This window comes from Amycolatopsis sp. NPDC004368, from assembly GCF_053602515.1.
Genome location: NZ_JBSGDT010000001.1, coordinates 648,244 through 674,039, shown reverse-complemented (window position 1 = coordinate 674,039; position 25,796 = coordinate 648,244). Strand labels below are relative to the sequence as shown.

Annotated in this window: 24 protein-coding genes; 10 read left to right on the top strand and 14 right to left on the bottom strand. The window is 69.7% G+C overall.

The window, feature by feature from the left end:
* Positions 1 to 20: 20 nt before the first annotated feature.
* On the bottom strand, positions 21 to 1,028 hold the full coding sequence (locus ACWEOE_RS03110) for a DUF3558 family protein (protein ID WP_452003085.1): 1,008 nt from the start codon (positions 1,026 to 1,028) through the stop codon (positions 21 to 23).
* A gap of 117 nt (positions 1,029 to 1,145) precedes the next feature.
* Positions 1,146 to 2,414: a serine--tRNA ligase gene (gene serS / locus ACWEOE_RS03105; protein WP_452003083.1), complete on the bottom strand. Its 1,269-nt coding sequence runs from the start codon at positions 2,412 to 2,414 to the stop codon at positions 1,146 to 1,148.
* A 166-nt stretch (positions 2,415 to 2,580) separates the two neighbouring features.
* On the opposite strand from serS, the gene ACWEOE_RS03100 reads away from it, so the two are divergent.
* Positions 2,581 to 3,873 carry an aspartate aminotransferase family protein gene (locus ACWEOE_RS03100; RefSeq protein WP_452003080.1) on the top strand — a complete coding sequence of 431 codons (1,293 nt, stop codon included), beginning with the start codon at positions 2,581 to 2,583 and terminating at the stop codon, positions 3,871 to 3,873.
* Positions 3,874 to 4,065: 192 nt separating this feature from the next.
* On the opposite strand, the gene ACWEOE_RS03095 is transcribed toward ACWEOE_RS03100, so the two are convergent.
* The 4 genes from ACWEOE_RS03095 to ACWEOE_RS03080 are packed head-to-tail and all read right to left on the bottom strand — an operon-like array spanning position 4,066 to position 7,242.
* Positions 4,066 to 4,971, bottom strand: coding sequence for a haloalkane dehalogenase (locus tag ACWEOE_RS03095; RefSeq protein ID WP_452003077.1), 906 nt, complete (start codon positions 4,969 to 4,971; stop codon positions 4,066 to 4,068).
* A gap of 38 nt (positions 4,972 to 5,009) precedes the next feature.
* The gene (locus ACWEOE_RS03090; protein WP_326567589.1) at positions 5,010 to 5,462 is read right to left on the bottom strand and encodes a DUF350 domain-containing protein; all 453 of its coding nucleotides are present in this window, start codon (positions 5,460 to 5,462) and stop codon (positions 5,010 to 5,012) included.
* A 55-nt stretch (positions 5,463 to 5,517) separates the two neighbouring features.
* Positions 5,518 to 6,684, bottom strand: coding sequence for a glutathionylspermidine synthase family protein (locus ACWEOE_RS03085; protein WP_452003074.1), 1,167 nt, complete (start codon positions 6,682 to 6,684; stop codon positions 5,518 to 5,520).
* Complete coding sequence (locus ACWEOE_RS03080; RefSeq protein ID WP_452003364.1) at positions 6,685 to 7,242, bottom strand: hypothetical protein; 558 nt, start codon at positions 7,240 to 7,242, stop codon at positions 6,685 to 6,687.
* 167 nt (positions 7,243 to 7,409) lie between these two features.
* On the opposite strand from ACWEOE_RS03080, the gene ACWEOE_RS03075 reads away from it, so the two are divergent.
* The 3 genes from ACWEOE_RS03075 (at position 7,410) to ACWEOE_RS03065 (ending at position 9,361) form a co-directional block, all read left to right on the top strand.
* The gene (locus tag ACWEOE_RS03075) at positions 7,410 to 8,411 is read left to right on the top strand and encodes a septum formation family protein (protein ID WP_452003071.1); all 1,002 of its coding nucleotides are present in this window, start codon (positions 7,410 to 7,412) and stop codon (positions 8,409 to 8,411) included.
* Between the two features lies 1 nt (position 8,412).
* Positions 8,413 to 8,763, top strand: coding sequence for a metallopeptidase family protein (locus ACWEOE_RS03070; RefSeq protein WP_452003068.1), 351 nt, complete (start codon positions 8,413 to 8,415; stop codon positions 8,761 to 8,763).
* Positions 8,764 to 8,884: 121 nt separating this feature from the next.
* Positions 8,885 to 9,361 carry a hypothetical protein gene (locus ACWEOE_RS03065; RefSeq protein ID WP_452003066.1) on the top strand — a complete coding sequence of 159 codons (477 nt, stop codon included), beginning with the start codon at positions 8,885 to 8,887 and terminating at the stop codon, positions 9,359 to 9,361.
* A gap of 4 nt (positions 9,362 to 9,365) precedes the next feature.
* Here ACWEOE_RS03065 and ACWEOE_RS03060 read toward each other — a convergent pair whose 3' ends face one another.
* Complete coding sequence (locus tag ACWEOE_RS03060) at positions 9,366 to 9,797, bottom strand: DUF4232 domain-containing protein (protein WP_452003064.1); 432 nt, start codon at positions 9,795 to 9,797, stop codon at positions 9,366 to 9,368.
* On the opposite strand from ACWEOE_RS03060, the gene tenA reads away from it, so the two are divergent.
* Entirely contained in the window at positions 9,778 to 10,803 is a 1,026-nt protein-coding gene (gene tenA, locus ACWEOE_RS03055; protein ID WP_452003061.1) for a thiaminase II, read from the top strand. The genes ACWEOE_RS03060 and tenA overlap by 20 nt on opposite strands.
* 22 nt (positions 10,804 to 10,825) lie before the next feature.
* Here the strand turns inward: tenA and ACWEOE_RS03050 are convergent, their stop codons facing one another.
* A complete protein-coding gene (locus tag ACWEOE_RS03050; protein WP_452003058.1) occupies positions 10,826 to 11,443 on the bottom strand; it encodes a histidine phosphatase family protein in 618 nt (205 codons plus the stop codon).
* Positions 11,440 to 12,345, bottom strand: coding sequence for a prephenate dehydratase (gene pheA / locus ACWEOE_RS03045; protein WP_452003056.1), 906 nt, complete (start codon positions 12,343 to 12,345; stop codon positions 11,440 to 11,442). The genes ACWEOE_RS03050 and pheA overlap by 4 nt, the downstream gene beginning before the upstream one ends.
* A gap of 199 nt (positions 12,346 to 12,544) precedes the next feature.
* On the opposite strand from pheA, the gene ACWEOE_RS03040 reads away from it, so the two are divergent.
* From ACWEOE_RS03040 to ACWEOE_RS03030, 3 genes are all read left to right on the top strand, one after another.
* Complete coding sequence (locus ACWEOE_RS03040) at positions 12,545 to 13,177, top strand: macro domain-containing protein (protein ID WP_452003054.1); 633 nt, start codon at positions 12,545 to 12,547, stop codon at positions 13,175 to 13,177.
* A gap of 138 nt (positions 13,178 to 13,315) precedes the next feature.
* Positions 13,316 to 14,248 (top strand): type I pantothenate kinase, encoded by a 933-nt coding sequence (coaA, locus tag ACWEOE_RS03035; RefSeq protein WP_452003052.1) that lies wholly within the window; start codon positions 13,316 to 13,318, stop codon positions 14,246 to 14,248.
* A 181-nt stretch (positions 14,249 to 14,429) separates the two neighbouring features.
* Positions 14,430 to 14,600: a hypothetical protein gene (locus ACWEOE_RS03030; RefSeq protein ID WP_452003049.1), complete on the top strand. Its 171-nt coding sequence runs from the start codon at positions 14,430 to 14,432 to the stop codon at positions 14,598 to 14,600.
* 42 nt (positions 14,601 to 14,642) lie between these two features.
* Here ACWEOE_RS03030 and ACWEOE_RS03025 read toward each other — a convergent pair whose 3' ends face one another.
* Positions 14,643 to 16,202, bottom strand: coding sequence for a hypothetical protein (locus tag ACWEOE_RS03025; RefSeq protein WP_452003046.1), 1,560 nt, complete (start codon positions 16,200 to 16,202; stop codon positions 14,643 to 14,645).
* A gap of 148 nt (positions 16,203 to 16,350) precedes the next feature.
* Positions 16,351 to 17,652, bottom strand: a complete 1,302-nt coding sequence (locus tag ACWEOE_RS03020) for a hypothetical protein (RefSeq protein WP_452003043.1) — start codon at positions 17,650 to 17,652, stop codon at positions 16,351 to 16,353.
* Positions 17,653 to 17,797: 145 nt separating this feature from the next.
* Between ACWEOE_RS03020 and ACWEOE_RS03015 the strand changes: the two genes are divergently transcribed.
* Positions 17,798 to 18,133, top strand: a complete 336-nt coding sequence (locus ACWEOE_RS03015; protein ID WP_452003040.1) for a nucleotide pyrophosphohydrolase — start codon at positions 17,798 to 17,800, stop codon at positions 18,131 to 18,133.
* Here the strand turns inward: ACWEOE_RS03015 and ACWEOE_RS03010 are convergent, their stop codons facing one another.
* Positions 18,134 to 19,774, bottom strand: coding sequence for a 3'-5' exonuclease (locus ACWEOE_RS03010; protein ID WP_452003038.1), 1,641 nt, complete (start codon positions 19,772 to 19,774; stop codon positions 18,134 to 18,136).
* A 219-nt stretch (positions 19,775 to 19,993) separates the two neighbouring features.
* On the opposite strand from ACWEOE_RS03010, the gene ACWEOE_RS03005 reads away from it, so the two are divergent.
* Positions 19,994 to 20,785, top strand: a complete 792-nt coding sequence (locus ACWEOE_RS03005; RefSeq protein ID WP_452003035.1) for a thermonuclease family protein — start codon at positions 19,994 to 19,996, stop codon at positions 20,783 to 20,785.
* Between the two features lie 52 nt (positions 20,786 to 20,837).
* Here ACWEOE_RS03005 and ACWEOE_RS03000 read toward each other — a convergent pair whose 3' ends face one another.
* Complete coding sequence (locus ACWEOE_RS03000) at positions 20,838 to 21,692, bottom strand: hypothetical protein (RefSeq protein WP_452003033.1); 855 nt, start codon at positions 21,690 to 21,692, stop codon at positions 20,838 to 20,840.
* Complete coding sequence (locus tag ACWEOE_RS02995) at positions 21,692 to 25,726, bottom strand: AAA domain-containing protein (protein ID WP_452003030.1); 4,035 nt, start codon at positions 25,724 to 25,726, stop codon at positions 21,692 to 21,694. Before ACWEOE_RS02995 ends, ACWEOE_RS03000 begins: the two co-directional genes overlap by 1 nt.
* Between the last annotated feature and the right edge of the window lie 70 nt (positions 25,727 to 25,796).

Below are 25,796 nucleotides of genomic sequence, written 5' to 3'. Positions count from 1 at the left end.
ACTCAGGACACTCAGCACGGTCAGGACGGGAGGTTCCCCGACACCAGGGGGACCCCCGCCTTCACGGCGTCACAGGACTTCCCCGTGTCGTCGAGGTAACCCGACACGATCTGGATCGACGACGTCGGCGTCACCGCCAGGCCGGCACCGCAGGTCACGCCACCGGAGTTGTTGAAGTTGGCGAAGATCGACCAGTGGCGACCATTGGCGTCGATGGTCGAGACCGGCGGCACCGCCATGCCCGGCCACTCCGTCATCGGCGTGGTCAGGCCGAGCCAGACCTCGAACGGCTTCTGGCCGCGGTCGCCGTCGGTGTCGTCCCACAGGCAGAACACCGAATTCGGCACCACGGTGGAGGTCTCCTTCGTCCCCTGCGGGCTCACGTGCAGCGACGCGGCCTGGTCGGGCTTCAGCAGTGAACACGGGTCGAGCCCCACCAACGGCCCGCTCGGCGGCGCGGCGCTGCTGGGCGCCGTCGGCGTGATCTCCGGCGCCGCCTGCCCACCGGGCAGGTGCGCGGCGACCTGCGGCACCGCGGCCTTCGCCGCGTCACACGCCTTGGTCTCGTCGGGGTTCGAAACGCTCACGAACGCGTACGACTTCGGACCGAGCGTGGTGTAGAGGTCGCAGCTGCCCGGGATGAACGAGCCGTAGCGCGTCCACTGGAACCCCCCGGAGGCGAACGGCGGCGCCTTCACGACGGCGCCCTGCAGGTAGTCGTCGATCGGCTGGTCCACCGACCAGCCGACGGTGAGGATGGTGAGCGCGGCGCTGTCGTCCTTGCTGTCCCACAGGCACATCGCCGGCGTCCGCAGCTTCTCGTTCGCCGGCTGCCCCTTGCCCGGGCCGCGATAACCCAGCGCGTCCGCCTGCTGCTGGTCGACCAACGAGCACGCGTCGACGACCTGCGTCACCGGCCCCTGCCCCGGCACGGGCTCCGCGACGCCCCCGACCCGGGTCGTGCACCCGGCCACCACCACGGCGACCGCTGCCACAACCAGGGCGGCGCGGACTGCTTTGAACCCCATCGGCGTCTCCTCCTCCGGCCCGAACCCTAGCTGGCGAACCCGCCCGGCACCGGCCATCCGCGGAAACGGCGAGCGGCCGGGACCCACCAGGGGCCCCGGCCGCTCGAAACTGCCCACTCAGCGCTTGAGCGGCTCCAGCACCTCACGCCCGCCGACGAACGGCCGCAGGGCCTCCGGCACGCGGACCGAGCCGTCGGGCTGCTGGTGGTTCTCCACGATCGCGACGATCCAGCGCGTGGTGGCCAGCGTGCCGTTGAGCGTGGCGGCGATCTGGGGCTTGCCGTTGTCGTCGCGGTAGCGGACGGAGAGGCGGCGGGCCTGGAACGTGGTGCAGTTGGACGTGGACGTCAGCTCGCGGTAGGTCTCCTGCGTGGGCACCCAGGCCTCGCAGTCGAACTTGCGATGGGCGGATGTGCCGAGGTCGCCCGTGGCCGTGTCGATGACGCGGTAGGGCACCTCGATCTTGGCGAGCATCTGCTCTTCCCAGCCGAGCAGGCGCTGGTGCTCGGCCTCGGCGTCGGCCGGCTTGGCGTAGACGAACATCTCGACCTTGTCGAACTGGTGCACGCGGATGATGCCGCGGGTGTCCTTGCCGTACGAGCCGGCCTCGCGCCGGTAGCACGACGACCAGCCGGCATAGCGGCGCGCGCCGTCGCCCAGCTCGAGGATTTCGTCGGCGTGGAAGCCGGCGAGCGGGACCTCCGAGGTGCCCACGAGGTACAGGTCGTCTTCGGCCAGCCGGTAGATCTCCGACGCGTGGGAGCCGAGGAAACCGGTGCCGGCCATGATCTCCGGGCGCACGAGCGAGGGCGTGATCATCGGTGTGAAGCCGTTTTCCAGCGCCTGCGCGATGGCCATGTTGAGCAGCCCGAGCTGCAGCTGCGCGCCGACGCCGGTCAGGAAGTAGAAGCGCGAGCCCGACACCTTCGCGCCGCGCTCCATGTCGACGGCGCCGAGGCCCTCCATGAGGTCCAGGTGGTCGCGCGGGGTGAAGTCGAACTTCGTGGGCTCGCCGACGGTCTTCAGCACGGTGAAGTCGTCTTCGCCGCCGATCGGCGCTTCGGGGTGCACCAGGTTCGGCACGGTGCGGAAGAGCGTGTCGAACTCCTCCGACGCTTCCGTCTGCTCCGCCTCGGCGGCCTTGACCTGCGCGGACAGCTCTTTGGCCCGCGCAAGCAGCGAGGCCTTCTCCTCGGGGGCGGCCTTCGGCACGAGCTTGCTCATGGACTTCTGCTCGGCCCGCAGCTTGTCGGCGTTGGCGATCGCGGAGCGGCGGCGGGAGTCGAAGCCGAGCAGCTTGTCGACCACTCCTTCGTCCTCACCACGGGCACGCTGCGACGCGCGCACGGCTTCCGGGTCTTCGCGCAGAGTCCTGGGGTCAATCACGGGAGAAAGGGTAGTCGCAGGCCAGGTGGTGCCTCCACGGAGTATGGGCAGCGCCGTCCACGGACAAACTGTGCGGGCCTGCGGCGAGGACGGAGCAGTCTGATCGTTGTCGCCCGTTTCCGGCGCTGCCCATACTCCGAGGAGGCCGAGACGACAGGAGAAGGACATGACCGACGAGCTGCTCGCCCGGCACCGAGCGGTGCTGCCGTCCTGGATGGCGCTGTTCTACGACGAGCCGATCGAGATCGTCCACGCCCAGGATCGCCGCGTCACCGACTCGAGCGGCCGCACCTACCTCGACTTCTTCGCCGGCGTGCTCACCAACTCGATGGGCTACGACGTCGCCGAGATCAGTGACGCCGTGCGCAAGCAGCTCGACACCGGCGTGCTGCACACGTCCACGCTGTACCTGATCCGTTCGCAGGTGGAGCTCGCGGAGCGGATCGCCAAGCTGTCCGGCATCAAGGACGCGAAGGTGTTCTTCACCAACTCCGGCAGCGAGGCCAACGACACCGCGCTCATGCTCGCCACCCAGTACCGGCGCAGCAACCAGGTGCTGGCGATGCGCAACTCCTACCACGGCCGTTCGTTCGGCACGATCGCCATCACGGGCAACCGCGGCTGGTCCGCGTCGTCGCTCTCGCCGGTGAAGGTCAACTACGTCCACGGCGGCTACCGCTACCGCAGCCCCTTCCGCGACCTGGCCGACAGCGCGTACATCGACGCCTGCGTGGCCGACCTCGTCGACGTCCTGGAGACGGCGACCTCCGGCGACGTCGCCTGCCTGGTCGCCGAGCCCATCCAGGGCGTCGGTGGCTTCTCGCTGCCGCCGGACGGCCTGTTCAAGGCCATGAAGGAGGTCCTGGACTCCTACGGCATCCTGTTCGTCTCCGACGAGGTCCAGACCGGCTGGGGCCGCACCGGCTCGCACTTCTGGGGCATCCAGTCCCACGGCGTCGTGCCCGACCTGATGACCTTCGCCAAGGGCCTGGGCAACGGCCTGGCCATCGGCGGCGTCGTCGGCCGCGGCGACGTCGTGGACGCCATCAACGCCCAGTCCATCTCCACCTTCGGCGGCAACCCGGTCGCCATGGCCGGCGCGACCGCCGTGCTGGACTACATCCAGGACCACAACCTGCAGGCCAACTGCGCCGCCCGGGGTTCGCAGCTGCTCTCCGGCCTGCGCGCCTCCGGCAACCCGCTGATCGGGGAGGTGCGGGGGAAGGGCCTGATGGTGGGCATCGAGCTCGTGGAGCCGGGCACCACCACGCCGAACGTCCGCGCCGCCAAGCAGATGCTGGAGGAGACGCGAGCGCGCGGCCTGCTCATCGGGAAGGGCGGGCTGCACAACAACGTCCTGCGCCTGGGCCCGCCGATGACCCTGACGGAAGCCGAAGCCCAGGAGGGGCTGGAGATCCTGGTGGACGCCTTGGCGGCCACGCACGCCGCGCTGTCCTGAGGTCGTGAGGGCCCCTTGAGGGACTCTGACTTGAGGGACTCTGACTCCCTCAAGGGGCCTTCGCCGACTTTGGCACCCCTGTGGACAACCGCAGCCCTTGTGGACAACTCACCCGGCAGTGCGCCCACGGCACCCATTCCCGTCGCCCCTCGCCGGTAGCGTGGGAAACGGGGGCCTGCTCAGCACCGCACCTCAGCCGCGCACGAACCTCGCCACGTGTTCCGCCAACTCCTCACCAGCGTCTTCCTGCAGGAAGTGCCCCGCCCCGGCGATCACCGGGTGCGTCAGCCCCGCCGCGCCCGGCATCGTGCGCTGCAGGATGGGTCCCATCGCGCCCGTGATCGGGTCGCCGTCGGAGAAGGCCACCAGGAACGGCAGGTCCAGCGACGAAAGCGTCTTCCAAGCCGCCCGGTTGGCGTCCGACGCCGGGTTGTCCGGCCGGTACGGCACCAGCCCCGGCATCGCCCGCGGGCCGGCCTTGTACATCTCGTTCGGGAACGGCGCGTCGTAAGCAGCGCGAACCGACGAAGACAGCGAAGAACGGCACCCGGACTGGATGAACCGCCCGATGTCCAGCACCTGCGCGTTCTCCACCGCCCCACGGAACTGGTGCCACACCTCAGGCATGTCCTGGTCCCCCGTCGGCAGCCCGGTGTTCGACGCCACCACACCGGCGAAGCGCGAAGGGTTCTCCGCCACCAGCCGCAGCCCGATCAGGCCGCCCCAGTCCTGGCCGACCAGCGTGACGCCACGCAAGTCCAGGGCGTCGAACGCGAACCCGCGCATCCAGGCCACGTGCCGGGCATACGTGTGGTCCACGATGTCACCCGGCTTGTCCGAGCGGCCGAAACCGACGAGGTCCGGCGCGATCGCCCGAAGCCCGGCGGCAGCCAGCACCGGCAGCATCTTGCGGTAGAGGTACGACCAGCTCGGCTCACCGTGCAGGAGCAGCACGGGCGGTCCGTCCGCGGGGCCGGCCTCGACGTAACCGACTCTGATCAGGCCGCCGTCGGGATCGGAGAGCTCGGCGTACCGCGGCTCGTAGGGGAACTCGGGCAGGTCAGCGAACCGGTCTTCCGGCGTCCTGAGCAGTCGCACGGTTCCACGCTAGTGGGAACCGCGCGACAAAGCAGCAGTCAGGAAATTCCGACCGCGACCACGAGGCCCAGGCCGAGGTGCGCGGCGGCGACGACGATGCTCGCCGGGGCGAACTTCTCGCTCTCGATCGTGGAACCCACGTCGATGCGGGTGGCCCATTCGAGCAGCCGCACGGCGATCACCTGCACGACGATGCCGAGCAGGCCGTAGACCAGCGACGTGATCAGGCCTTCGGTGAGGTCACTCGCGGAGTTGAAGATGGCGACGACCACGATGAACGCCATCGACAGCAAGCCGGACGCGGTCACGATCACCGCGTTGGGCAGGCCGCGGTGCACGAGCTGCGAAAGCTTGCCCGGGGTCGTCCAGTCGATCGCGTAGAACCCCGCGAACATCAGGAGCAGGCCGACGACGCCGTACAACAGGATCGCGCCGACGCCCCTCAGGAGGTCGGAACCGAACGTGTCGGACAGCGCAAGGGTCGTGGTCACAGGGGTCTCCCAGAACGATCAGTGCTAACCGTGCAGATCAGGCGGGGAGGTTGTATCACGACTCGGGGATGCGGTGCGGGACGAACGCCGCACCGTCATCGGTCACCAGCCCGCCCGTCTCGCGGATCCCCAACCCCGCGGACGAGTCGCCGACGATCCACGCGCCGAGCGCCGGCCGGAAGCCGTCGAACTCGGGCAGCGGGTCGAAGGCCTGGTAGACGTAGCCCTCGGCGCCGTAGACGCCGTCGGTCTGGGTCTCGTAGCCCGTGGCGACGATCTGCACGTTGGCGCCCTCGCGGCCCAGCTTCGGCTTGCGCACGTACTCCGTGAGCAGGCCCGGGTCGTCGGTGAACGCGGGCAGCAGGTTCGGGTGCCCGGGGTAGTTCTCCCACAGCACGGCCAGCAGCGCCTTGTTCGAGAGCAGCATCTTCCACAGCGGCTCGACCCACAGCGTGCGCGGCATCGTCTCCACGGCGAAGTGGCCGAACTCCTCGTCGACCACCCATTCCCACGGGTAGAGCTTCACGACCGTGGACATCTGCGCCTCTTCGAGGTCCACGAACCGCTTGAGCACCGGGTCCCAGCCGATCTCCTCGATCGACAGCCCCACGGTGTCGAGCCCGGCCTCCGCGGCCGTCTCCTGCAGGTACGCCGTGGTCACGTGGTCCTCGCCGGAGTGATCGGCCGACGACCAGGTGAAGTGCAGCTCGTTGGACGGCAGCTTGTCCCCGACCTCACGCCAGCGCTCGACGAGCTTCTCGTGGATGGAGTTCCACTGGTCGTCGTTCTCGAACACGGTGGTCTTCCAGTGCCACTGCAGCACCGACGCCTCGAGCAGCGTGGTGGGCGTGTCCGCGTTGTACTCCAGCAGCTTCGCCGGCGACTTGCCGTCGTAGCGCAGGTCGAAGCGGCCGTAGACGTGCGGGTCCTGCCGCTTCCACGACTCGGCGATGTGCGGCCACACCCACTCCGGGATGCCGAAGCGCCGGTAGCCCTCGGTGGTCACGACGTTGTCCACGGCCTCGAGGCACATCGAGTGCAGCAGCTCCACGTCGGCTTCAAGGGAGAGCACCTCGTCCATGTCGAAGACGTAGTGCACCGACTCGTCCCAGTACGGGCGGGCCTTGCCGGCGCCGTCGCGCGCCGGGGTGCCGTAGACGAGGCCCTGCTCCTCCACGATCCGCTGCCAGTCGCGCCGCGGCTCGCTCCGGTCCCGGTACACCTACGAGCCCCCGCTCTTGCCGGTGCCGCCCGTGCCGCCGGACGTGCCCGTCTTGCCGCTGATGCCGAAACCGCCGCGCTGCACCGAAGTGCCCGATTTGGTCGAGACGTTCACGTTCCCCGACGGCGCGGTGAAGGTGCCGCCGGCCACGCGCTGGCCGATGGTGCCGGTGCCGCCGTAGTTGTAGCGGTAACTGCCGAGACCGCTCCCGACCGGGAAGATCCAGAACCCGCCGCTGTAGTGCCCGCCGTGCGAGGTGGCAAAGCTCTCGTCGCAGTACTGGTCGTTCTGGATCACGCCGTTGTTGTCCGTGCACACGGCGGTCTCGTTGGTCGGCTTCGCGACCGTGTAGAACGTCGCGACGAGCCCCGCCAGACCCACGGTCACACCGCTGCCGATCAGGATCTTCCGCTTGGTGGCGGCCTTCTGGTCCGCCTTGCGCGCGGCCTCCGCGGCCTCGGCTTCCTCGCGTTCCCGATCCGCCATCGCCTGCCGCCGCGCCCGCTGCTCGGCAACAGACGGCTGCTTCGCCTGGGTGGTCTCGTCCTGGAACCGCATCGAACCGCGTTTGGTCGGCTCGGTTGGCGGCTCTTGGGGTGGCTGGGCCCCGTTGCTGTCGTCCTGCGTCATCTGCGCTCCGTAATCCCCCGGCACCGCGAAGTCTCTTCCCACACTAACTACCCGGCGCGCGCACGGCTCGCACGGCGCGGGCATCATGGGTATCGATGTCTCCCGACGCCGGGCGGTTCCGCTCGCCCATGCAGACCCTGACCACCCGCGTGGTGATGGCCGGGGTGTTCCTGGGTGCCGTGATCGCACTTGCGCTGTCCGTCACGTTCTCGTGGACCGACGCGCTCGCGGGCGGCGCCGGAGGCGGTGAGGGCAAGCTCTCGACCGCGGCCAAGGAGGCGTTCTCCTCGCCGCCGGGCAGCTGCCTGACCTGGAGCGCACCGGACGCGTCCGACGTGCGCAAGGTCCCCTGCACCCAGTCGCACCTGTTCGAGGTCACCGGCCTGGTCGACGTCGGCGCGCAGTACAACGCCGAGGCGCCCTTCCCGAACCTCGACCAGTGGCAGCAGATCGCGCAGACGAAGTGCAACTCCGACGTCACGCCGTACCTCGGCCACCCGCTCGACCCGTACGGCAAGCTCACCACCAACCTGCTGCGCCCGAGCGCCGACCAGTGGGCCGACGGCGACCGCCAGCTGCGCTGCGGCCTGCAGTGGGCCGGCCCCGGGGGCGCCTTGCAGCCGACCACCGGGCCGGCGAAGACGCAGGACCAGTCGCTGGTGTGGGCGCCGGGCACGTGTCTCGCGCTCGTGGGCAAGGGCGTGGGCGACCCCATCGACTGCGGCCGCCCCCATTCGTACGAGTTCATCGCGACGCTCGACCTGGCCACCGAGTTCAAGGACGGCTACCCGGACCAGGACAAGCAGAACAAGTGGCTCGACACCGAGTGCAACAAAGCCGCCGACGACTACACCGGCAAGGCCGATCTCGGGGCGAAGAAGCTCATCCTCGGCTGGGACCTGCGCGAACAGGAGAGCTGGGACGCCGGGTCCACCAAGGTCAACTGCAAGGTGGCCGCCACGCTTTCCGACGGCAGCGGCTTCCAGGCCGTCACCGGCAGCGTGAAGGACAACGCCGGCCAGCCCGACGCCGCGGGCCCGCCGTCGGACAACGGCGGGGGCCAGAGCAGCTCGCCGCCGACCACGGGATCGCGCTGACATGCCGGTCGAGATGACCCGCGCGCGCTTCGAGGAGCTCGTGTCCGAGGCCCTGGACCAGGTCCCGCCGAAGTTCGCCGACGCGATGGACAACGTCGTGGTGCTGGTCGAGGAGTTCAACGAGGAGTCCCCGACCATCCTGGGGCTCTACCACGGCATCGCCCTCACGGAGCGCACGACCAGCTACGGCGGGGTGCTGCCCGACCGCATCTCGATCTACCGCCGGCCGATCCTGTGGATGTGCTCGACGGAGGCCGAGGTCGTCGAGCAGGTGCTCATCACCGTGATGCACGAGCTCGGCCACCACTTCGGCCTCGACGACGACCGGCTGCACGAGCTCGGCTGGGGCTGAGCCCGCTTTCGCCTCGCCAGGTGACGAATCGGCTTCAACGGCCGAAGTACTCCGTGGAGAGCAGTGCCCGACGGCGCTTTTGGTGCTGAAATAGCACATCACCCGGCCGGCGGGAGGTTCCATGACCGCGCTCGACACCCCACCGTTGCCGGACGACGACCGGCAGGACCCCGAGGTCGACGACGAAACCGCCGAAACCGCGGCCGCGAAGTCCCGAAGACCTCTGGTGCTCGCCGCCGCGGTGGGTTTCGCGATCGGGATCTGCGTCACGGGCCTGCTGTGGGGGCTGTCCGGCCAGCGCGGAGGTGCGAACGTCGACGCAGCGGCCGCGTGCGACGCCTTCGCCCGCGCCGGGCACCTGCCCGACACGACCGCCGGCTACGACCCCACGTCCTTGACCCGTCTCGCCGACGACGCCGTCCACCGCATCGCCGCGGCCGCCGAGCTGGCGCAGGCCGCGGCCGCGTACAACGGCGACTACCAGCCGCTGGCGCAGAGCCTCGCCGCGGTGAACACCATGGTCGTCTCCGGCCGGTTCGACAGCCGATCCGGCCAGGAGGACATCATTCGCGTCCAGCAGCTCTGCGCCAGGGGCTGAAACCTCAGGCCCGGTGCACCGTCTTCACGGACAGCTGGTTGCCCGGGATCTTGTCCCCGGCGCAGCCGGTGCCCTCGTCCGGCAGGAACTTCGACGCGGTCTCCTGCGGCAGGTACACGCGCAGGCCCTTCACCGGCGTCGGCTTGCACGCCGCCGGGTCGAAGTTCTGCACGTTCACGAACTGCACGTCCGCGGCGGCCGACTGGCCGGGCTGCAGCTTGATCGCGTCGCCCTTCGTGCCCTCGCGGAACGCGGGATTGCCGACCTGGTGGCCGTCGTCGCCGGTCACGTAGGACACGCCCGGGAAGCCCTGGATCGTGCAGGCCTTGCTGCTGGAGTTCTTGATCAGGATCGGCCGGTACTGCGAGCCGGCGCCGGCGTCGCCCTGGCCGAGCGAGAGCGTCACGTCACCGGCCTTGCACAGGCTGCTGTCCACCGGCTTTCCCCGCGACGGCGTGCTGTCCGAAGAGGACGGCGACGAGCTCGCCGTGGGGGCCGAGGACGTGTCGGACGTGCTGGCCGAGGTCTCCGAGCTGGGCGGGTTGCTCGCGGTCGGCGTGGTTGCGCTCCCGCAAGCCGAAAGCAGCAGAGCACCGGACGCGCCCACCGCAGCCAGCAAGACCCAAGGAGTCCTTGGTTTCACCGTGCTTACCATCTCACTTGCCTCCCCGTGCTGGGTAACCACTGCTCAGTGGACGTGTGACCGCGGCACCGGGTTGCGCCGGCATCGTGAACTCTTCACCAGACGAAAGGTGATCATGACGGGCTTTTCCCACCGGGCCTGGCAACACACGGTGAAATTACAACAGGCCATGGCTGTCCACCCGTTCAACGACGAGCTCGCGACCGGCACTTTGTCGCGCGATCGGTTCCAGTTCTACCTGGTCCAGGACGCGCGCTACCTCGTCGGCTTCAGCCGCGCGCTGGCCGCCGCGGCCGCCAAGGCGCCGGAGGTCGACGACATCGCTTTCCTCGCCGGCGCGGCCCGCGACGCGATCGTGATCGAGCGTGAGATGCACGAGAGCTACTTCAAGCGGTTCGGGCTTTCCGAGACCGACCTGGCCGGCATCGAGACGTCGCCGACCTGCGTGGCCTACTCGTCGTTCCTGCTGGCCACGGCCCACATCGGGAGCTACGAGGAGCTGCTCGCGGCCCTGCTGCCGTGCTTCTGGGTGTACCAGAGCGTGGGCGCGGAAATCCTCGCACGGCAGACCCCGGAAACGGACAATCCGTACCGGCCGTGGATCGACACCTACGCCGGCGAAGAGTTCGAAGCGACGGTGCGCCTCGCCATCGACGCCGTCGACCGAGCCGCCGACGCCGCGGGCCAGGCAACGCGCGAAAAAATGCTCGCCGCTTTCACCCGAGCGTGTGAGTACGAGTGGATGTTCTGGGACTCCGCCTACCGCCAGGAGGCTTGGCCCACTGCAGCCGTCCGCTGACGATCTCGCGTCGTGGCTGCGCCTAGAACTCCTTGTCGACCCAGCGAAGGCACTTCCACGAGCCGTCGGGCTGGGTTTCGAGTTCGACGATGCCCGTGTTCGGGATGAGGAACCCGCCCGCGAGGTCGGCGGGCACGTTGGCCGCGAGGAACTCGGCGCCCAGGCGGATGGCGCCGCCGTGGCTGACCAGGGCGACGATGCCGTCCGGGGTGGTCTGTTCGTGCTTGGCCCGCAGGTCGTCAGCGGCGCCGACCATGCGGTTGTGCACCTGCGTGCCCGATTCGCCGCCGGGGATGGTGGCGTCGAGGTCGCCCTCGGTCCAGCGTTTGGCCGTCTCCAGGTAGATGCGGATCGACTCGGCGTCGGTCGCGTCTTCGAGGTCGCCCGCGTCGATCTCCTTCACACCCTCGATCACCTGCACCTCGAGGCCCAGCACGTCGGCCAGCGGCGCGGCCGTCTGCTGCGCGCGCGTGGCCTGCGACGCGTAGACCGCCACGATCGGCTCGTCGGCCAGCCGGGCCGCGAGCGCGGTTGCCTGCTCCTGCCCCAGCTCGGTCAGCGGCGGGCCGGGCAGCGCGGTGTCGAGCGCGCCCCGCACGTTGCCCGAGGTCTGGCCGTGGCGGATGAGGAAAAGTCTCACGCGCCCTCTCCCTTCACCACGGCGTCGACCCAGGCCTGGGCAGCGACGAAGTCCTGGTTGCCCGCGCCGGGCTCGATGGTGGCGGCGACGTCGTCGGCTCGCGGGTGCGAGCCGAGGAAGCGCAGGTGGCAGCGGCGGCGCAGCGCGGTCATCGCGTCGACGATCCGCGGCTCGGCCACGTGGCCCTCGAAGTCGATGAAAAACCGGTACTCGCCGAAGTTGTTGCGGGTCGGGCGAGCGTCGAGGCGCGTCAAGTTGATGCCGCGCGAGGCCAGCTCGGCCAGCAGCTCGGCCAGCGTGCCGGTGCGGTTCACGGCCGCCGCGACGATCGACGTGCGGTCGGCGCCCGTCGGCGCGGGCAGCTCGCCGGGGCGGCGCACCAGCAGGAAGCGCGTCTGCGCGTCGGGCACGTCGGCGACGCCCGTGGCCAGCTCCTCCAGCGCGTAGTGCTCGATCGCCACCGGCGCGGACACCGCGGCGTCGTACTGGCCCTCCACGACCCCCACGGCGGCCGACGCCGTGGACGAGGACGCCACCACGGTCGCGGCGGGCAGGTTGGCCTCGAGCCATTCCCGCACCTGCGCGAGCGCGTGCGGGTGGCTCGCGACGGTGCGGACCTCACCGCCACCAGGACGCTTCAGCACGCTGAAGTGGATGGGCAGGATCGTCTCGGCCACGGCGACCAACGGATCGCCGTCGCTGAGCCCGTCGAGCGTCGTCGGCACCACGCCTTCGACGGAGTTCTCGATCGGCACGCACGCCGCGTCGGCCGCGCCTTCGCGGACGGCCTGCAACGCGAGCCGGACGGTCTCGTAGGGGGTCAGGTCCTCGCCCGGCGCGAGCGCGCGGGCGGCCTGCTCGGTGAACGTGCCCTGGGGGCCGAAATAAGCGATCCGCAACACGACCGCCAGGCTACTTACTGTGCTGATCGCCACCAATCCGACCACAGCCACGGCCGAATGGCTTCGTGGCAACGGTTACGTGCCGAGTGGTGATCGGCCTGCTTTGGCCGGATCTGCACCCCGGGAGTGGCGGTTTTCACTCGGACAGCCGGTACGCCAACCGGTTACGCCGGGTGGCGTTTTTTGCCATGCTTGCACCGTGACCGCCGAATCGGGCACACACACCGGGCGCGACGACGTCGGCCCGCCGGTTTCGTCCCGGACGCCGGAATTGGTGTTGTGCGCCGTCGATGAACCACTCGCCGCCGCGTGGACCCACGCCCTCCGCGGCCTCGTGACCGAGGCCGAAATGGTCCGGGTGCACCGCGGTTCCGTGCTCGACGTCGTGGCCCAGGCCGTGGTGAGCCCGGCCAACTCCTACGGCTGGATGCGCGGCGGGATCGACGCTGTCTACGCACGGGCGTTCCCGGGTGTCGAGCAGAGCGTGCGCAGCGCTGTCTTGGCTTCGTACGGCGGAGAACTGCCCATCGGCGAGGCCGTGATCGTGCCCACGGGCGAGGCCGAGCCGGCGTGGTTGATCAGCGCGCCGACCATGCGCGAGCCCGGCGAGCGGCTGCCCGCCGACACCGTGCACCCGTACCTCGCGGCGCGCGCGGTGTTCCTGCAGTGGCAGCACGGGATGCTCGAAACCGGGCCGGTGCGCGAGGTCGTGCAGACCATCGCGATGCCCGGGCTCGGCACCGGCATCGGCGAGGTGGCGCCCGCCACGTGCGCGCGCCAGGTGGCCGCGGCGTGGGAGGAAGTGTTCGGCCGTCGCCGTGACCCTCGGTGATCGGGTCGGCAACGGTTCGGTCCGCGTGCAGCACATCACAGCGCGTTCACGCGCGGTAGGCCCTACCGTTGATGGAGCGTTGCTCGAAGAGTTGCGCCCAGTACGGAGCCAGCGCAGGCGACGGCCGAGGAGTGTGCGATGCCACGGGTCCGTGAACTCAGTCCCTACGTCGAGCTTCACCGGGAACAGTGGCGAGAGCTGCGCAGCTCGACCCCACTGCCCCTGACCGCCGATGAGCTCGTGCGGCTGCGGGGCCTCGGCGAGCAGATCGACCTGGCCGAGGTGGCCGATGTCTACCTGCCGCTGTCGCGGCTGATCAACCTCCAGGTCAAAGCGCGCCAACAGCTGTACGAAGCCACCACCACGTTCCTCGGCGAAGAGTGCGTCAGCACGAAGGTGCCGTACGTGATCGGCGTCGCCGGCAGCGTCGCGGTCGGCAAGTCGACCACGGCCCGCATCCTGCGCACGCTGCTCGCCCGCTGGCCCGACCACCCGCGCGTGGACCTCGTGACCACCGACGGGTTCCTGTACTCCCGCGACGAGCTCACCCGCCGCGGCATCATGCACCGCAAGGGTTTCCCGGAAAGCTACGACCGGCGGGCCCTGCTGCGCTTCGTCACCGAGGTGAAGTCGGGCGCCGAGCACGTGTCCGCTCCCGTGTACTCGCACCTCGCGTACGACATCCTGCCCGGCCAGGAACAGGTCGTGGAGCGGCCGGACATCCTCATCGTCGAGGGCCTGAACGTGCTGCAGCCAGGCCCGCGCCTGATGGTGTCGGACCTGTTCGACTTCTCCATCTACGTCGACGCGCACACCGACGACATCGAACGCTGGTACGTCGAGCGCTTCCTGAAGCTGCGCCACACGGCCTTCGCCGACCCGGCGTCGCACTTCCACCACTTCGCCGGCCTGCCCGACGACGAGGCCCGCGAAGAAGCCCGGCACCTGTGGACCACGATCAACGAGCCGAACCTGATGGAGAACATCAAACCGACGCGGCCGCGCGCCACGCTCGTGCTGCGCAAGGACGCCGACCACTCCATCAACCGCGTGCGGCTGCGCAAGCTCTGAGAGGCCCGTTCACCCACATAGCCCTCACCAGCACCGGATCCTCACCCTCCGCCTCCCGGCCTCGGCCGATCGGCCGGTTCTCCGGCTGGCTTCGTAACCAGTTGGCCGATACCGGGCAAGGCCGGTGAAAGCGACCCTGAACAGAAGGGAAATTCGCATCTGACCTGGGAAGGAGGCCCCGGTGTTCGCCATCATCCTCACGTGGGTCGGCGCGGTACTCGGACTGGCCCTCTTCATTGCCATGGCCGCCAGCACGTTCCTGGTCGACCTCGACGACGCCCTGCGCGAACGCCGCCGCAAGGCAGCGACCGCGGCCGCCGCGGTCCCGGTCCGGCCCAGTCCCACCGCGTGAAAAAGCCCCGGTCTCGGCCGGGGCTTTTTCTTGACCGGTGAGTCAGAGCGCGGCGAGCGCCTCGCGGTAGCCGTCGAGGTCGTAGTCGAGGCGGTCCTCATCGGTCTCCTCGAGCTGGTCCTCCAGCACGGAAACCAGCTCGCCGATCACCTCTTCGCGGGACAGGCCGCGTGAGAGCAGCGTCTGCGCCGCCGGCCACACCTCCTCGGGAGCGTCTTCCCACAGCTGGTCGACGACGGTCGTCTCGAGCGCCAGGCGCAGGCCGTCGGTGCCGTCGAACTCGTCGTTGGCGAGCGACTCGTGGTACTCCGGGTGCTCGCCGATCACGAGCATGCGCCGCTGGTCGGGGTCCGACGGGTCGAGGTCGGTGAGCTCCTCGTCGCCGATCACCGTGGACAGCGCCGGCACGGCGAACTTGCGCCGCGCCACCACTTCGAGCGCTTCCTCGGGTGATTCGGTGCCGTCGAGGTAGTCGGAGATGTCGTCGTCTTCCTCGTCCTCATCGGACAGGTACTCGGCGAGGTACTCCTTCGCGTCCTCGACCAGCGCGGCCGAGGCGATGTCCGAAAGCCCGCTGCGCGCGGCCGCCCACGAGGCCCACGCGAGCACCACCGGCGGCACGAGGTCCTCGTCCTCGACCTCGTACTCCCCGCCGAGCAGCGACTCCAGGAACCGCGCCAGCTTCTCCGGCCCGACGCGCAGCGGGTCGGCCGGCTCCGTGCGGCAGCCGTGGTCCACCAGCAGCCGCGCGATCGCCTGCGCCGCCTCGACGTCCTCGAACGAAACCGCGTCCAGGAACTCGGCCACGACCGCGTCGCGCCGCTCGGCCGGCCACTCCTCGGCGTCCCGGGCGGGCGACGGTTCCGGCAGCGCCCGCAGCCAGGCCGTCGCCACGGCGTGGAAGCGCGTGTAGTCCTCGCCGACGTCGGGCTCGTCCATGGCGTCGGTGGCCGCGATGCCGTCGAGCAGCAGGCGGTGCGCGTCGGCCGGTTCGACCTTCTCGAGCACCACGAGCTCACCGTCGGCGGCGATCTGCGCGCGCATCTCGGCGAGCACCTCGTGCGGCTCGTCGATCACCACGAGGTCGCGCACGCGGCCGAGCTCGGTGAAATCGAGCAGGGCCAGCAGGCCGAGCGTCGCGTCGCCGCGGGAGAACGTGCAGAGCAGGGAGGTCTCGTCGCCGTAGACGTCGCCGGTGCGCCAGATCTCGCCGACCGTCACCCGGCCGACCTCGGCCGCCCACTCGGGCTCGGGGATGCCGCGCGACAGGACCACGGCGAGCGCTTCGGCGGCCGCGGTGCGCTCCTCCTCGGTCTCGGCGAGCACCTTGAGCGCGGCCAGCAGGGCCGCCGCACCGGGCGTGATCTTGCGCTGGGCGAACGCGATGAGCTCGAGCCCCAGCTGCTCGCCGCCTTCCGGCTCGCCCTCGATCGTGAGGTCCCACCACTGCCCGAGCACCTCGGAGGCCAACAGCTCGACGTCGAACGGGCCGGGCTCCGCCGCGACGGCGGAGAAGTCCCGGAGGACGTCCTTGAACAGGCCGTTCACGCTGGGCGTGGCGGGTTGGGGGCTCTTCTTGCGGGCACGGCTCACCGGACTCATGCCGGACATCGTCGCACCGCCTGCGCGGTCGCGGTGGCCCCGGGCGCGGTATCCGCGACCGGCCAGGGCGCCGGCTGCGGAGAGGGACCACCGCGACTTCGCGGGACGAGCTTTGTTTCAGCTGGTCAACGAGCCCGGCGCCGGAAGGTTACGCGGTTTTCGGCAACGCGATCCGCGCCGCGCGGACCTCCGCGATCAGCCGCGTCTTGCGCCGGTGGACGTTCACCAGTTCAGCCAGGTACCCCGTGAACTCCTCCGCCGTGCCAGCGCGTTTGTGCAACGTGCGCAGCTTCTTCAGCTGCTTCGCCGCTTCGCGGTAGGCCTGCGGGTCCTTCTGCTCGATGAGCTGCTCGACCTGGCTGCGGTACACGGGGATCGTCTCGGCCGGGTGCGCGACCTCGCGCCACGCCGCCAGCTCGACGCGCTGGGCGAGCGATCCGCCGAAACGCACGCACGCCCGCCACGCCTCGTCCGGCCGGTCCTCGGCGACCAGCGCGCGGGCGAGCTCGTCGGCGGCAGCTTCGGTGTCGGCCGCGCGCTCGCGCAGCCGCGCGAGAGCCGCGACGCGCTGCACGGACCACACGCCCGCTTCGACGGCCGCCTCCCGCAACCTGGTGTACGTTTCGCTGCCCGGCGCCTCGTCGAACTCCTTGCGCCGCAAGGCCACCGTCTCGTCCTGCGGCTCCGGCGGCTTCACCTCCCGGTTCGGCGTGAGCGCGCGCGCCGCGTGCGCGATCGCCTCGCTGTGCCGCCCGGCCGCCCTCAGCACCCGCACGATCTTCAGGCTCACGTCCACCCGCGGCGGCTTCGCCTCGAGGATCGCCACGAGCGCGTCCACATCGCCCCGCACCTCGGCGAGCTCTTCGAGCAACCGCTGGGCGACGTCGCGCCGATACCCCGTCGGGCCGGCCGCGAGAATATCGTCCACAGTGGACTTGATGCGGTCGAGTCCCTTGTCCCCGAGCGCTTCGGCGAAATCGCGCAGCGCGATCGTCGGTCGCCCCTCGAACTCCACCTCGAGCAGCCACTCGGCCAGCTGCTCCGCATCCGGCGGCCGCGCCGCACACGCTCGCGCGTACAGCTCGACGGCGAAGTCCAGCCTGGCCCCGAGCTCCCCGGACGGGTCCCCGGCCTGCTCCAGCACCTCACCGATGTCGTCCACCGTCCGGCGCGCGAGCGGCGCGAGGTCAGCTGGGCTGCCGGCGTCGAGCAGGCGCTGCAGGGTGTCGAGGACCGCGCCGACCTTGGCCGTGTACTCGACGTTGCCGTCCTGAACCGCCGTGTCGAGCAACCGATGCGCCTCCGCCACCTCACCCGATTGAGTGGCGCAGCGCAGTTCCAGCGAATGCCGTAACTCAGGGTCACGTTTCGCCTGGGCGTACAGCAGGTCCACCAGCGTTTCCGCGTCCAACGTGCGCAGGTAGGGGCGCAGATCCGGGGGAGCACTCACGCGCACCAGTCTGCCGCATGGGGTTGTTCGCGCGTGTGGGCCAACTGCGTGCTCTTTCCGGCGTAACCGCGCACCGCGGGTGACCTGTGGTTCTCGGCTTGGGCGACCGGCGCGCCGGCCCGGCCGGCGTGGTACGCACTTCCCCGTGACTCTCGACGACCGCACCCTCGGCAAGCTGACCCAGCGCCTCCGCGACTTCGCCTCCGCCCGCGACTGGGAACCCTTCCACCACCCCAAAAACCTCGTCATGGCCCTCTCCGGGGAGGTCGGCGAACTCATTTCGCTCTTCCAGTGGCTCACGCCCGAGGAAGCCCGCGACTACCGCTCCGACCCCACATTGGAGTCGAACGTCCGCGACGAAATCGCCGACGTCCTGCTGTACCTCCTCCAACTCGCCGACGCCCTGGGCATCGACCTCCTCGAGGCGGGCAACGCGAAGGTGGATCGGAACGAAACGCGGTTTCCACGGTTGGAACGCTGATCAGCCGACCACGGTCCGGCCGGTTTCGCTGACGTACCAGCCACCCACGAGCAGGCCAGCGCCGAGCACGGCGAAGAAGAACCCGCCGCCCAGGCCCAGGCCGCCGAACATGCTGATCACCGTGATGAACATCAGCAGCAGTCCCACGCCCATCATCACGCGGCCACCGAGGAGGGCGGGAATGCGCCGACCGGGATTCGGAGCCGGGTGGGCCGGCGCAGGGGGTGTGAACTGGTCGGTCGGCTGCGCAGGCGCAGCAGGCCCGGCAAGTGCGGCGGGCCGGGCAGGTGTAGCGGGCCGGGCAGGTGCGGCAGGCCGGACAGGCGGGACTTCTTCAGGCCAAGCCGGAACCGGTTCACACGCGGTGGTCGCTGGTTCCGGCCGAGGAGGAGCCGACGAGAAGCGCTCGCGAGCTGTCGATGAAGCAGAGCGTTCGAAACCGAGCGCCCCCGGAGCATCCGCGACATCGACAACCTGAGCACCGAGATCGCCCGCCCGAACGAGCCGGGGCTCGGTCGAAGGCACGCTCGCGTCATACGCGAGGTGCGTGACCGTGGCCGTGAGCTTCTTCGCCAGCTGCACCCCCTCGTCGAGCACCCGAGCGCGCAATTGGTCCGCCGCAGCGGTGGTGCCGAGCACGAGTACGCGCCTGGCCTTGCGGTCGGTCGCGGTGGGGCGCAGGTCGGCGACAACCTCGGGGACGTCGAGCGCCGTGGCGACCTGGCGCAGGGCGCGGTCCTCCTCCGAGGTCACCACGCCGTCGGCCTCGGCGACCGCGAGCAACGCCGCGACGAACTCGGCGTGGAGGTGCCGAACGTCGGGCTCCGGCAGGCCGGCTTCGGCGGCCAGGCCGGCGAGCGCCCACACCTCTTCGCCGGAGAGGTACTCGTCGCCGACTGCCTCGGCCAGCAGGTCGAGGTACGCAGCGCCGGCGGAGCCCGCAGTCGACGGCGAGGTCGCGACCCGATCGACGACGCCGGACATCCAGCCTCGCTCGTCCACTTCCACCTCCGGGCGCCGGAGGATGCGGCCGCCCGGGGCATACCGCGGCAGGTCGGGAAACCGTGGCGGCGAGGTGAAGCGCAGGCCGTGCGTTCCGACGAGCGCTGTGACCACCTCGGCGCACGCACGAGCCGACGCCGAGGCGAGGAACGTCGGGAAGTCGCCGAGGCCGAGGGCTCGCGCGATCGTGGTCAGCCGGTAGTTCGGCAGTCGCAACGCTTCGCGCGCCGCGGTCGCCGTGGAGACACCAGGGAGCGTCGGCAGCCACACCCCCACGCGGGCCACCTCTTCGGCGAGAAACCCTTGCACCAGCGGCAGATCGTGCGCCACCACCACGGCACCGCGGCACAGATCCAGCAACGGCCCCAGGACGTCCGCGAACGACGGCGCACCGGCCAGGTCGGCGGCGGTGATCCGGTGTGGTCCGCTCCAACCCGCCCGTAGCGATCGTCCCGGGTCGACGAGCGTCGCCAGTTCGCCCAGCACGACGCCGTCACCGCGCACCCGCACGACGCCCAGCTCGACGATCCGCCCCGTGCCCAAGCCGGTGGTCTTTACGTCGATCGCCGTGAAGTCGATCCCGCGGCCGGGCAGCCGTCCGCTGCGGGTGAGCGGCAATGATTCGATCAAGTCGGCCATCGAGTCCGCACTTTCTTCCGAGGGGTTCCGCGGAGGATCGTTCACACCCGGCCGAACGTGACGCCCTTTTGCCGAATTCCCGAATCCGTGACAATTTCGTGATACACACCCGCGGCTGTTGAGGTGATGATGGAAAGTTGCGCATCACGGGCGTAACGCGGACCGGTTCCCCGACGAGAACCAGTCAGCACATCGCACCCAGAAGCGAGGAATTCCCGAATGAATCCCACCCCGGCGCCCGCGCGCCCCAGGAAGCGATTTCCGAAGTGGCTGATGGCCACGCTCGGCGTGTTCGTTGTTCTGTTCGTCCTGGGCGCGATTTTCGGCAAGGCCCCCCAAACGCCGACGCAGCCCGTCGCCGCGCCCGCGGCGGCCACGCCGACCGCACCCACGACCACCACGTCGGCACCGCCGCCGGTCACGTACACGGTGGACAAGGTCGTGGACGGCGCGACCGTCGAGCTCGCGGGCAGCGACGGCACCCACCGGACCGTTCACGTCCTCGGCGTCACGGTGGCGACCGGGAGCAACTGCTATGCCGTGGAAACGCTGGCCTGGGCGACGAGCAAGCTCGCCGGCACCGCGGTCAAGCTCACCACGGACACGACGACCGGCGTCGCGCTCGCCCTCGCGGACGGCAGTGACTACGCGACGGCAGCGCTGCAGAACGGCTACGCCAAGTTCGCCGCCGACGCGACGTCGACGGCCCTGCAAACAGCGGAAACGACCGCACGCCAGGCAACCGCGGGCCTGTGGGCGGCGCCGTGCAAGGGCGCGATCGACGCCCCGACGCCGCAGCCGCCGGCCCCGCCCGTGACCACGAAGAAGGAAGCCCCGGCGCCTCCGCCGCAGACCCACGAAGACCCGCCGCCGGCCGATGATCCCGACGTTTCCCTCTCCTTCAAAAACTGCACTGAAGCCCGCGCTGCGGGCGTGACACCGCTGCACCGCGGTGAACCCGGATACAGCCGAAAGCTCGACCGGGACGGCGACGGCGTCGCCTGCGAATAGCGACCATGAATGAGCGGCCGGCGAGATCACTCGCCGGCCGCTCATTGCTGCGTCAAGAAATCGCCGGTACGTTTTCCTCAAGATCATTGAGCAACGCGTGCACCGGCGCCCAGCACAACATCACGCTGTCTTTGTCGAAATTCGGCTGTTCCGCCAATTCCTTGCGCGGATGCACGAAGTTCCGAAAATCCCTGACAGTGTGCACGAATCTCTTGGCATCGAGCTGGATCCACTTCCGGCTGTGCGCGATATCGATCAGCTGGTTCAGGTTCGTCTTCTCTGCCCAGGGAATCGGCTTCCTGTCGCGCGGGTTCGTGTACACCTTCTCCCGCAGTTCCTCGTCCCGCTCCAACAGCAGCTGCAACAGCAACCCCTCGACGATGCTCCCGATCCCGATGACCGCCATCGTGTAAGCCCCACCGCTCTCGCAGATCCGGGTCTCCTCCAGCCGCCCCATCAGCATTTCGATGGTCACCGGATCGGCCAGCAGCTTCTCCAGCCGCGCGCGGAAGTCAGCCGGTTCGGAGAACGTCGGCTGCTTCCCGTCCGGGCCGAGGCGCCCCACCACCGGACGGCCGGACACCACCGTCACCACGAGGCCCTCCGGCGCCAGCTTCTCGTTGACCACCGCGCGGAACTCCTCGGCGATCACCACGCCTTCGTCGTACTCGATGGGGTCGCAGACGCGACAAAGGAACCGCTCGATGTCCGCGCGGTTCTCCCGCCGCTCCTCGAGCTGCTCCGCGAGCCACGGGATGCGCGGCGCGCCGTCGTACTCCGGCGGATCGGCCCAGCCCGCGCCGGCCAGCAGCTCGGTGAGCTGATACCCCTTGCGCTCGTACGGGCCGCCCATGTCCACGACCACCTCGGCGAGCCGTTCGACAGTCTTGGCGTCCAGCGGAAACATCAGTTCTCCTCCTTGTCCGCGAGCTTCTGGGCGATCTCGATCGCCCGGCTCAAGCGCTCGACGATGAGGGAGCCACGCCGGCGGAACCCGAGCTCGGTCATCACCTGCTGGAGCCGGTCGTCGTGGTCGAGCAGGAGCCCGTCGCTCATGAGCCAGCGGCAGATCCCGATGAGCTGCCGTTCGGTGTATTCCTTGATGGCCAAGCCTCGTGGCACATCGGGCCGCGGTCCGCGCTTCACCGGAGCAGCCGTGACGACCGGCGCCACCGGCACGATCCGCTCGATGACGGCTGGCGCGGCATCGGCGTCGGCCATCGCCTTCTCCCAAGCCGCCACGATCCGGTCCGTCTCGCCGACGGGGTCGGCGAACCACGCCGACGACCACAACCGGTGGAAGCGCCAGCCCAGCGTTTCGAGGTGCGTTTGCCGAAGCCGGTCGCGGTCCCGAGCGCTGTGCGAACTGTGGTACCGGTGGCCGTCGGCCTCGACGGCGAGCACCATGCGGCCCGGGTCGTCGCGGTGCGCCAGCGCGAAGTCGATGCGGTAGTCCGAAAACCCCCACTGCGGGAACACCGGCACGCCGCGGCCCGTCAGCGCAACGTTGATGGCTCGCTCGAAGCCGTTCAGCTCGCCGGCAACCTGCCGGCCGACCGTTTCGAGCGAGCCCCGCCGTTCTGCGAACTCGAGGTAGCGCCGCAGCAGCTCGGTGCCCGTCACCCGCTCGGACGGCCGCAGATCCGAGGCGGTGAACGACGCCACCACCGTCATGCGGCGCTTCGCCCGCGTGACGGCGACGTTCAGCCGGCGCTCGCTACCCTGCTGGTTGAGGATGCCGAAGGACGTGTAGTTGATCTTCCCCGCCGCATCGCGAGCGACACCAACGCTGAGGATGATCGCGTCGCGTTCGTCGCCCTGCACGTTTTCCAGGTTCTTCACGAAGAACCGCCGGCCGAGCTCGACTTCTCCCGAGAAGAAGTCTTCGAGCTCCGGATGTCCGCGGCGGGCTTCGCGAAGCGCTCGCTCGACCCGGGCCTGGTGCTTCATGCCGGGCGTGATCACGCCGAGGCTCTCGTGGGGACGCAGCCGCGCGTGCTCCAGGACCAGCTCGACCACGCGGGCCACCTCGGCGGGTGCGGAGCCGTTTTGGCCCGGCGACGCCTCGCCGTCCACGACCTCCAACGTCACCGGGCTTTCCTGGTGAGCACCGGGGAAGGTGACCAGGCCGTTGCGGTAGATCTCGCGGTTGGAGAACGCGATCAGCCGTTCGTCGGCACTGCGGTAGTGCCAGCTGAGCATCTGGGTGTTGGGCACCACCGGCCGCAAGGCGGTCAGGATCGATTCGAAATCGGAGAGCTCACCGGAGAAGTCGTCGTCTTCCTCGTCGTCGGTCACGGCTCGATCGAAGAACGCCGACGGCGGCAGCTGTTTCTCGTCACCGGCGACCACCAGCCGGTCGCCGCGCATGATCGACGTGATGGCGTCGTGCGGGCGGATCTGGCTCGCCTCGTCGAACACGACCAGATCGAACAGCCGAGCTGCCGGCAACATCCGGCTCACGACCAGCGGCGACATCGCCCAGCACGGCCGCAGCGCGAGCAGCACGTCCGACGCCTGCTCGACCAGCTTGCGAGTCGGCATGTGCCGGGTCTTGAGGCTCGCCTGCTTCTTCAGCACGGTCGCCTGTTCCGGGTGCTGCTCCTTCGCCTCCTTGACCTGCCGCGCCACCGCTCGGCGCACGCGCGCCGCCGACGTCGTGCGGTGTTCGACGTCCTGGACGCGGAACTCCTCCGCCGTGCGCGTCTGGCGCTCGGCGACGAACTGCGCGAGCTCCGGCACGGTGAGCTTCAGCTCGTCCTCGATCGACGACAACCAGATGCGCGTGAACGCGACCCAAGCGCCGTCGGCGTCCAGCTTGCGTTCGGCGATCGCCTGCACGAGCGGGCCGAGGCCGAGCTGCCGGAACCGGTCCTGCAGGCCGATCAGCGTCGGCATCCGGAACAACGTGTCCTGGTCGGCACGCAACTCGGCCAGGCGGTTCTCGATCTCCGGCGCCGGGCCGTTCTCGAGGTCCGGGCGATTCGCCGACAACGCGACCGCGGCGAGCTGGCGGCGCAGCTCGGCGTAGTCCTTCATCATCTGGTCCAGGCCCAGGACCTGTGCGGGCCGCGTATCTCGGCCACCCAGCGCCTGCCACTGCTCACGCTGGCCCGCGATCTGGGTGAGCCGGGCGTGCAGCTCCGGCTTTTTCGTCAAGCCACGCCGAGACAACGCCCGGATCTCCTTGACGAACGCCCGCCGCTGCCGCCACGGCAGCTGCTGCGGGTAGCGGGCTCTCGTAGCTCGATCGGCGGTCGCGTAGCAGAACGCGTCGAGATGGGTGCCGAAGATGTCCGGACCGAAGTCGTCCACGCTCGACGAGACCTGGTCCAGCAGCTGGAGCACGTCCTGCCAGCCCGCGATGTCACGAGGCGGCACGAGGCCGGTCTGGCGAAGCAGTGCGTGCATGCCGTCCTGGCCGCGTTTGAGCGTCTTGTCGGCCAGCTGGTCCAGCTCGGCCAGCACTCGACGGGCGTCATCGGTCGTGCGGACTTCGGCGTTGCACCAGGGCGTTTCGCGTCGCACCAGCCGCGGTCCACCGAACTCGACGAAATCGCGCAGTTCCTGTTCGAGCCCCTGCACCACGGTGGAGCCCAGCGCCTGCAGGTGAGCGCCCCGGAACGCGGCGGCCACCCGGTCACCGGGAGGAAGCGACAGCAGCCGGTCGCGGACCTCGTACGCACTGAGCCCCCACGGCTCACGCACCTTGTGCAGCTCACGCGACTGATCCAGCAAGCGCTGCCGCGCGCCGGACAAGCGGCCGTGCAGCGGTTCGGCATCCACCGGCGGCTGCCGCGTGACGGATTCGAGGCTGTCCGAGAGCTGCTTGGCGACGTCGCGCTTGCTGATCTTCTGCTGGTGCAGGTCGAGCACGAGACCGTTGAGCTGCACATCGGCCAAGCGGTTCAGCACCGCTTCGATCGCCGCACGCTTCTCGGCGACGAAGAGCACCTTCTTCCCGATCGCGGCCGCTCCGGCGATGATGTTGGCGATCGTCTGACTCTTGCCGGTGCCCGGCGGGCCTTCGATGAACAGGTGCTGCCCGGCCAGCGCGGTCATGATCGCGCGGTGCTGTGAGGAGTCCGCGTCCTGCACGAGGAATTCGTCGGCGGGCTGGAGCTCGTCCACGAGCGGCGGCGAGAACCCGGACGCCTCACCGGCGAGATCGAGCGCCGCCGGCTGGTACCCGGCGATCGCGGCGACGAGGTCGTGGCCCGCGAGCAGCTCGGTGGCGTTGGCGAGATCCTCGACCATCGGGAGCTTGACGTAGTTGAACGTGCCGAGCACGACTTCGTTCTGCAACGTGAGCTTCACGTTCTGCGCGGAGGCGATGGCCGCGAGCTCACCGAAGACGGCTTCGACCTGCTCCTTGTACCCGGCCCCGGACGCGAGCACGGTCTCGACGTGGGCCGCGAAGTCCGGCGGCACGGCGACGCCGTAGTGCTCGTCGAGCACGTACAGCAGCACCGGGTTGATCTCCACGTCCTCGCCCGGCTCGACGGTGAAATCGCTCTCCGCCGAGGTTCGCGCCTTCACCGTCATCGGCCGCAACAGCAGCGGGGCCCGCAGCGTCGGCACGGGCTTGGACCCCTTGTGCTGCTGGGGGTCGGTGACCACGAACCCCATCGCGATGCGGCCGACCTCCACACCCTGCTCTTCCTCGAACAGCAGGATCCGACGGGCCACGCTCTGGGCGCTCGTGCAGGCGGCCCGGTGGCGCTCGGGGTCGGGGAACAGGGCCCGCAGAGTGAGCTTGCCGCCGCTGGCCAGGGTGGTGAGTGCCTCGGCGTCGGCGGTCGTCAGGTCGAGGCTGCCCGTCTTCGTGTTCTTGAAGACGACCATCGTGTTGTTGTGACTGACGTCGATCAGCCGGTTTCGCCACTTGTCGGCCTGCGCCGCGACCAGCTCAAGCCGTTGCGGGTCGATGTGCGCGGTCATACCGCTTCGTCTCCTCGGCAGAACGGTTCTTCGGACCTGCTGCCGCACAGGGCCCGCCGTTCTGCGACGA

Excerpts from the sequence above, each read along its gene's own strand:
- ACWEOE_RS03080 (WP_452003364.1), bottom strand. The coding sequence starts at position 7,242 with ATGCGGTTCCAGGACGAGACCACCCAGGCGAAGCAGCCGTCTGTTGCC.
- ACWEOE_RS02995 (WP_452003030.1), bottom strand. The coding sequence starts at position 25,726 with ATGACCGCGCACATCGACCCGCAACGGCTTGAGCTGGTCGCGGCGCAG.
- ACWEOE_RS03025 (WP_452003046.1), bottom strand. The coding sequence starts at position 16,202 with ATGAGTCCGGTGAGCCGTGCCCGCAAGAAGAGCCCCCAACCCGCCACG.
- ACWEOE_RS03110 (WP_452003085.1), bottom strand. The coding sequence starts at position 1,028 with ATGGGGTTCAAAGCAGTCCGCGCCGCCCTGGTTGTGGCAGCGGTCGCC.
- coaA (WP_452003052.1), top strand. The coding sequence starts at position 13,316 with ATGCCACGGGTCCGTGAACTCAGTCCCTACGTCGAGCTTCACCGGGAA.
- ACWEOE_RS03000 (WP_452003033.1), bottom strand. The coding sequence starts at position 21,692 with ATGTTTCCGCTGGACGCCAAGACTGTCGAACGGCTCGCCGAGGTGGTC.
- ACWEOE_RS03065 (WP_452003066.1), top strand. The coding sequence starts at position 8,885 with ATGACCGCGCTCGACACCCCACCGTTGCCGGACGACGACCGGCAGGAC.
- ACWEOE_RS03070 (WP_452003068.1), top strand. The coding sequence starts at position 8,413 with ATGCCGGTCGAGATGACCCGCGCGCGCTTCGAGGAGCTCGTGTCCGAG.
- ACWEOE_RS03075 (WP_452003071.1), top strand. The coding sequence starts at position 7,410 with ATGTCTCCCGACGCCGGGCGGTTCCGCTCGCCCATGCAGACCCTGACC.
- ACWEOE_RS03100 (WP_452003080.1), top strand. The coding sequence starts at position 2,581 with ATGACCGACGAGCTGCTCGCCCGGCACCGAGCGGTGCTGCCGTCCTGG.
- ACWEOE_RS03010 (WP_452003038.1), bottom strand. The coding sequence starts at position 19,774 with ATGGCCGACTTGATCGAATCATTGCCGCTCACCCGCAGCGGACGGCTG.
- ACWEOE_RS03005 (WP_452003035.1), top strand. The coding sequence starts at position 19,994 with ATGAATCCCACCCCGGCGCCCGCGCGCCCCAGGAAGCGATTTCCGAAG.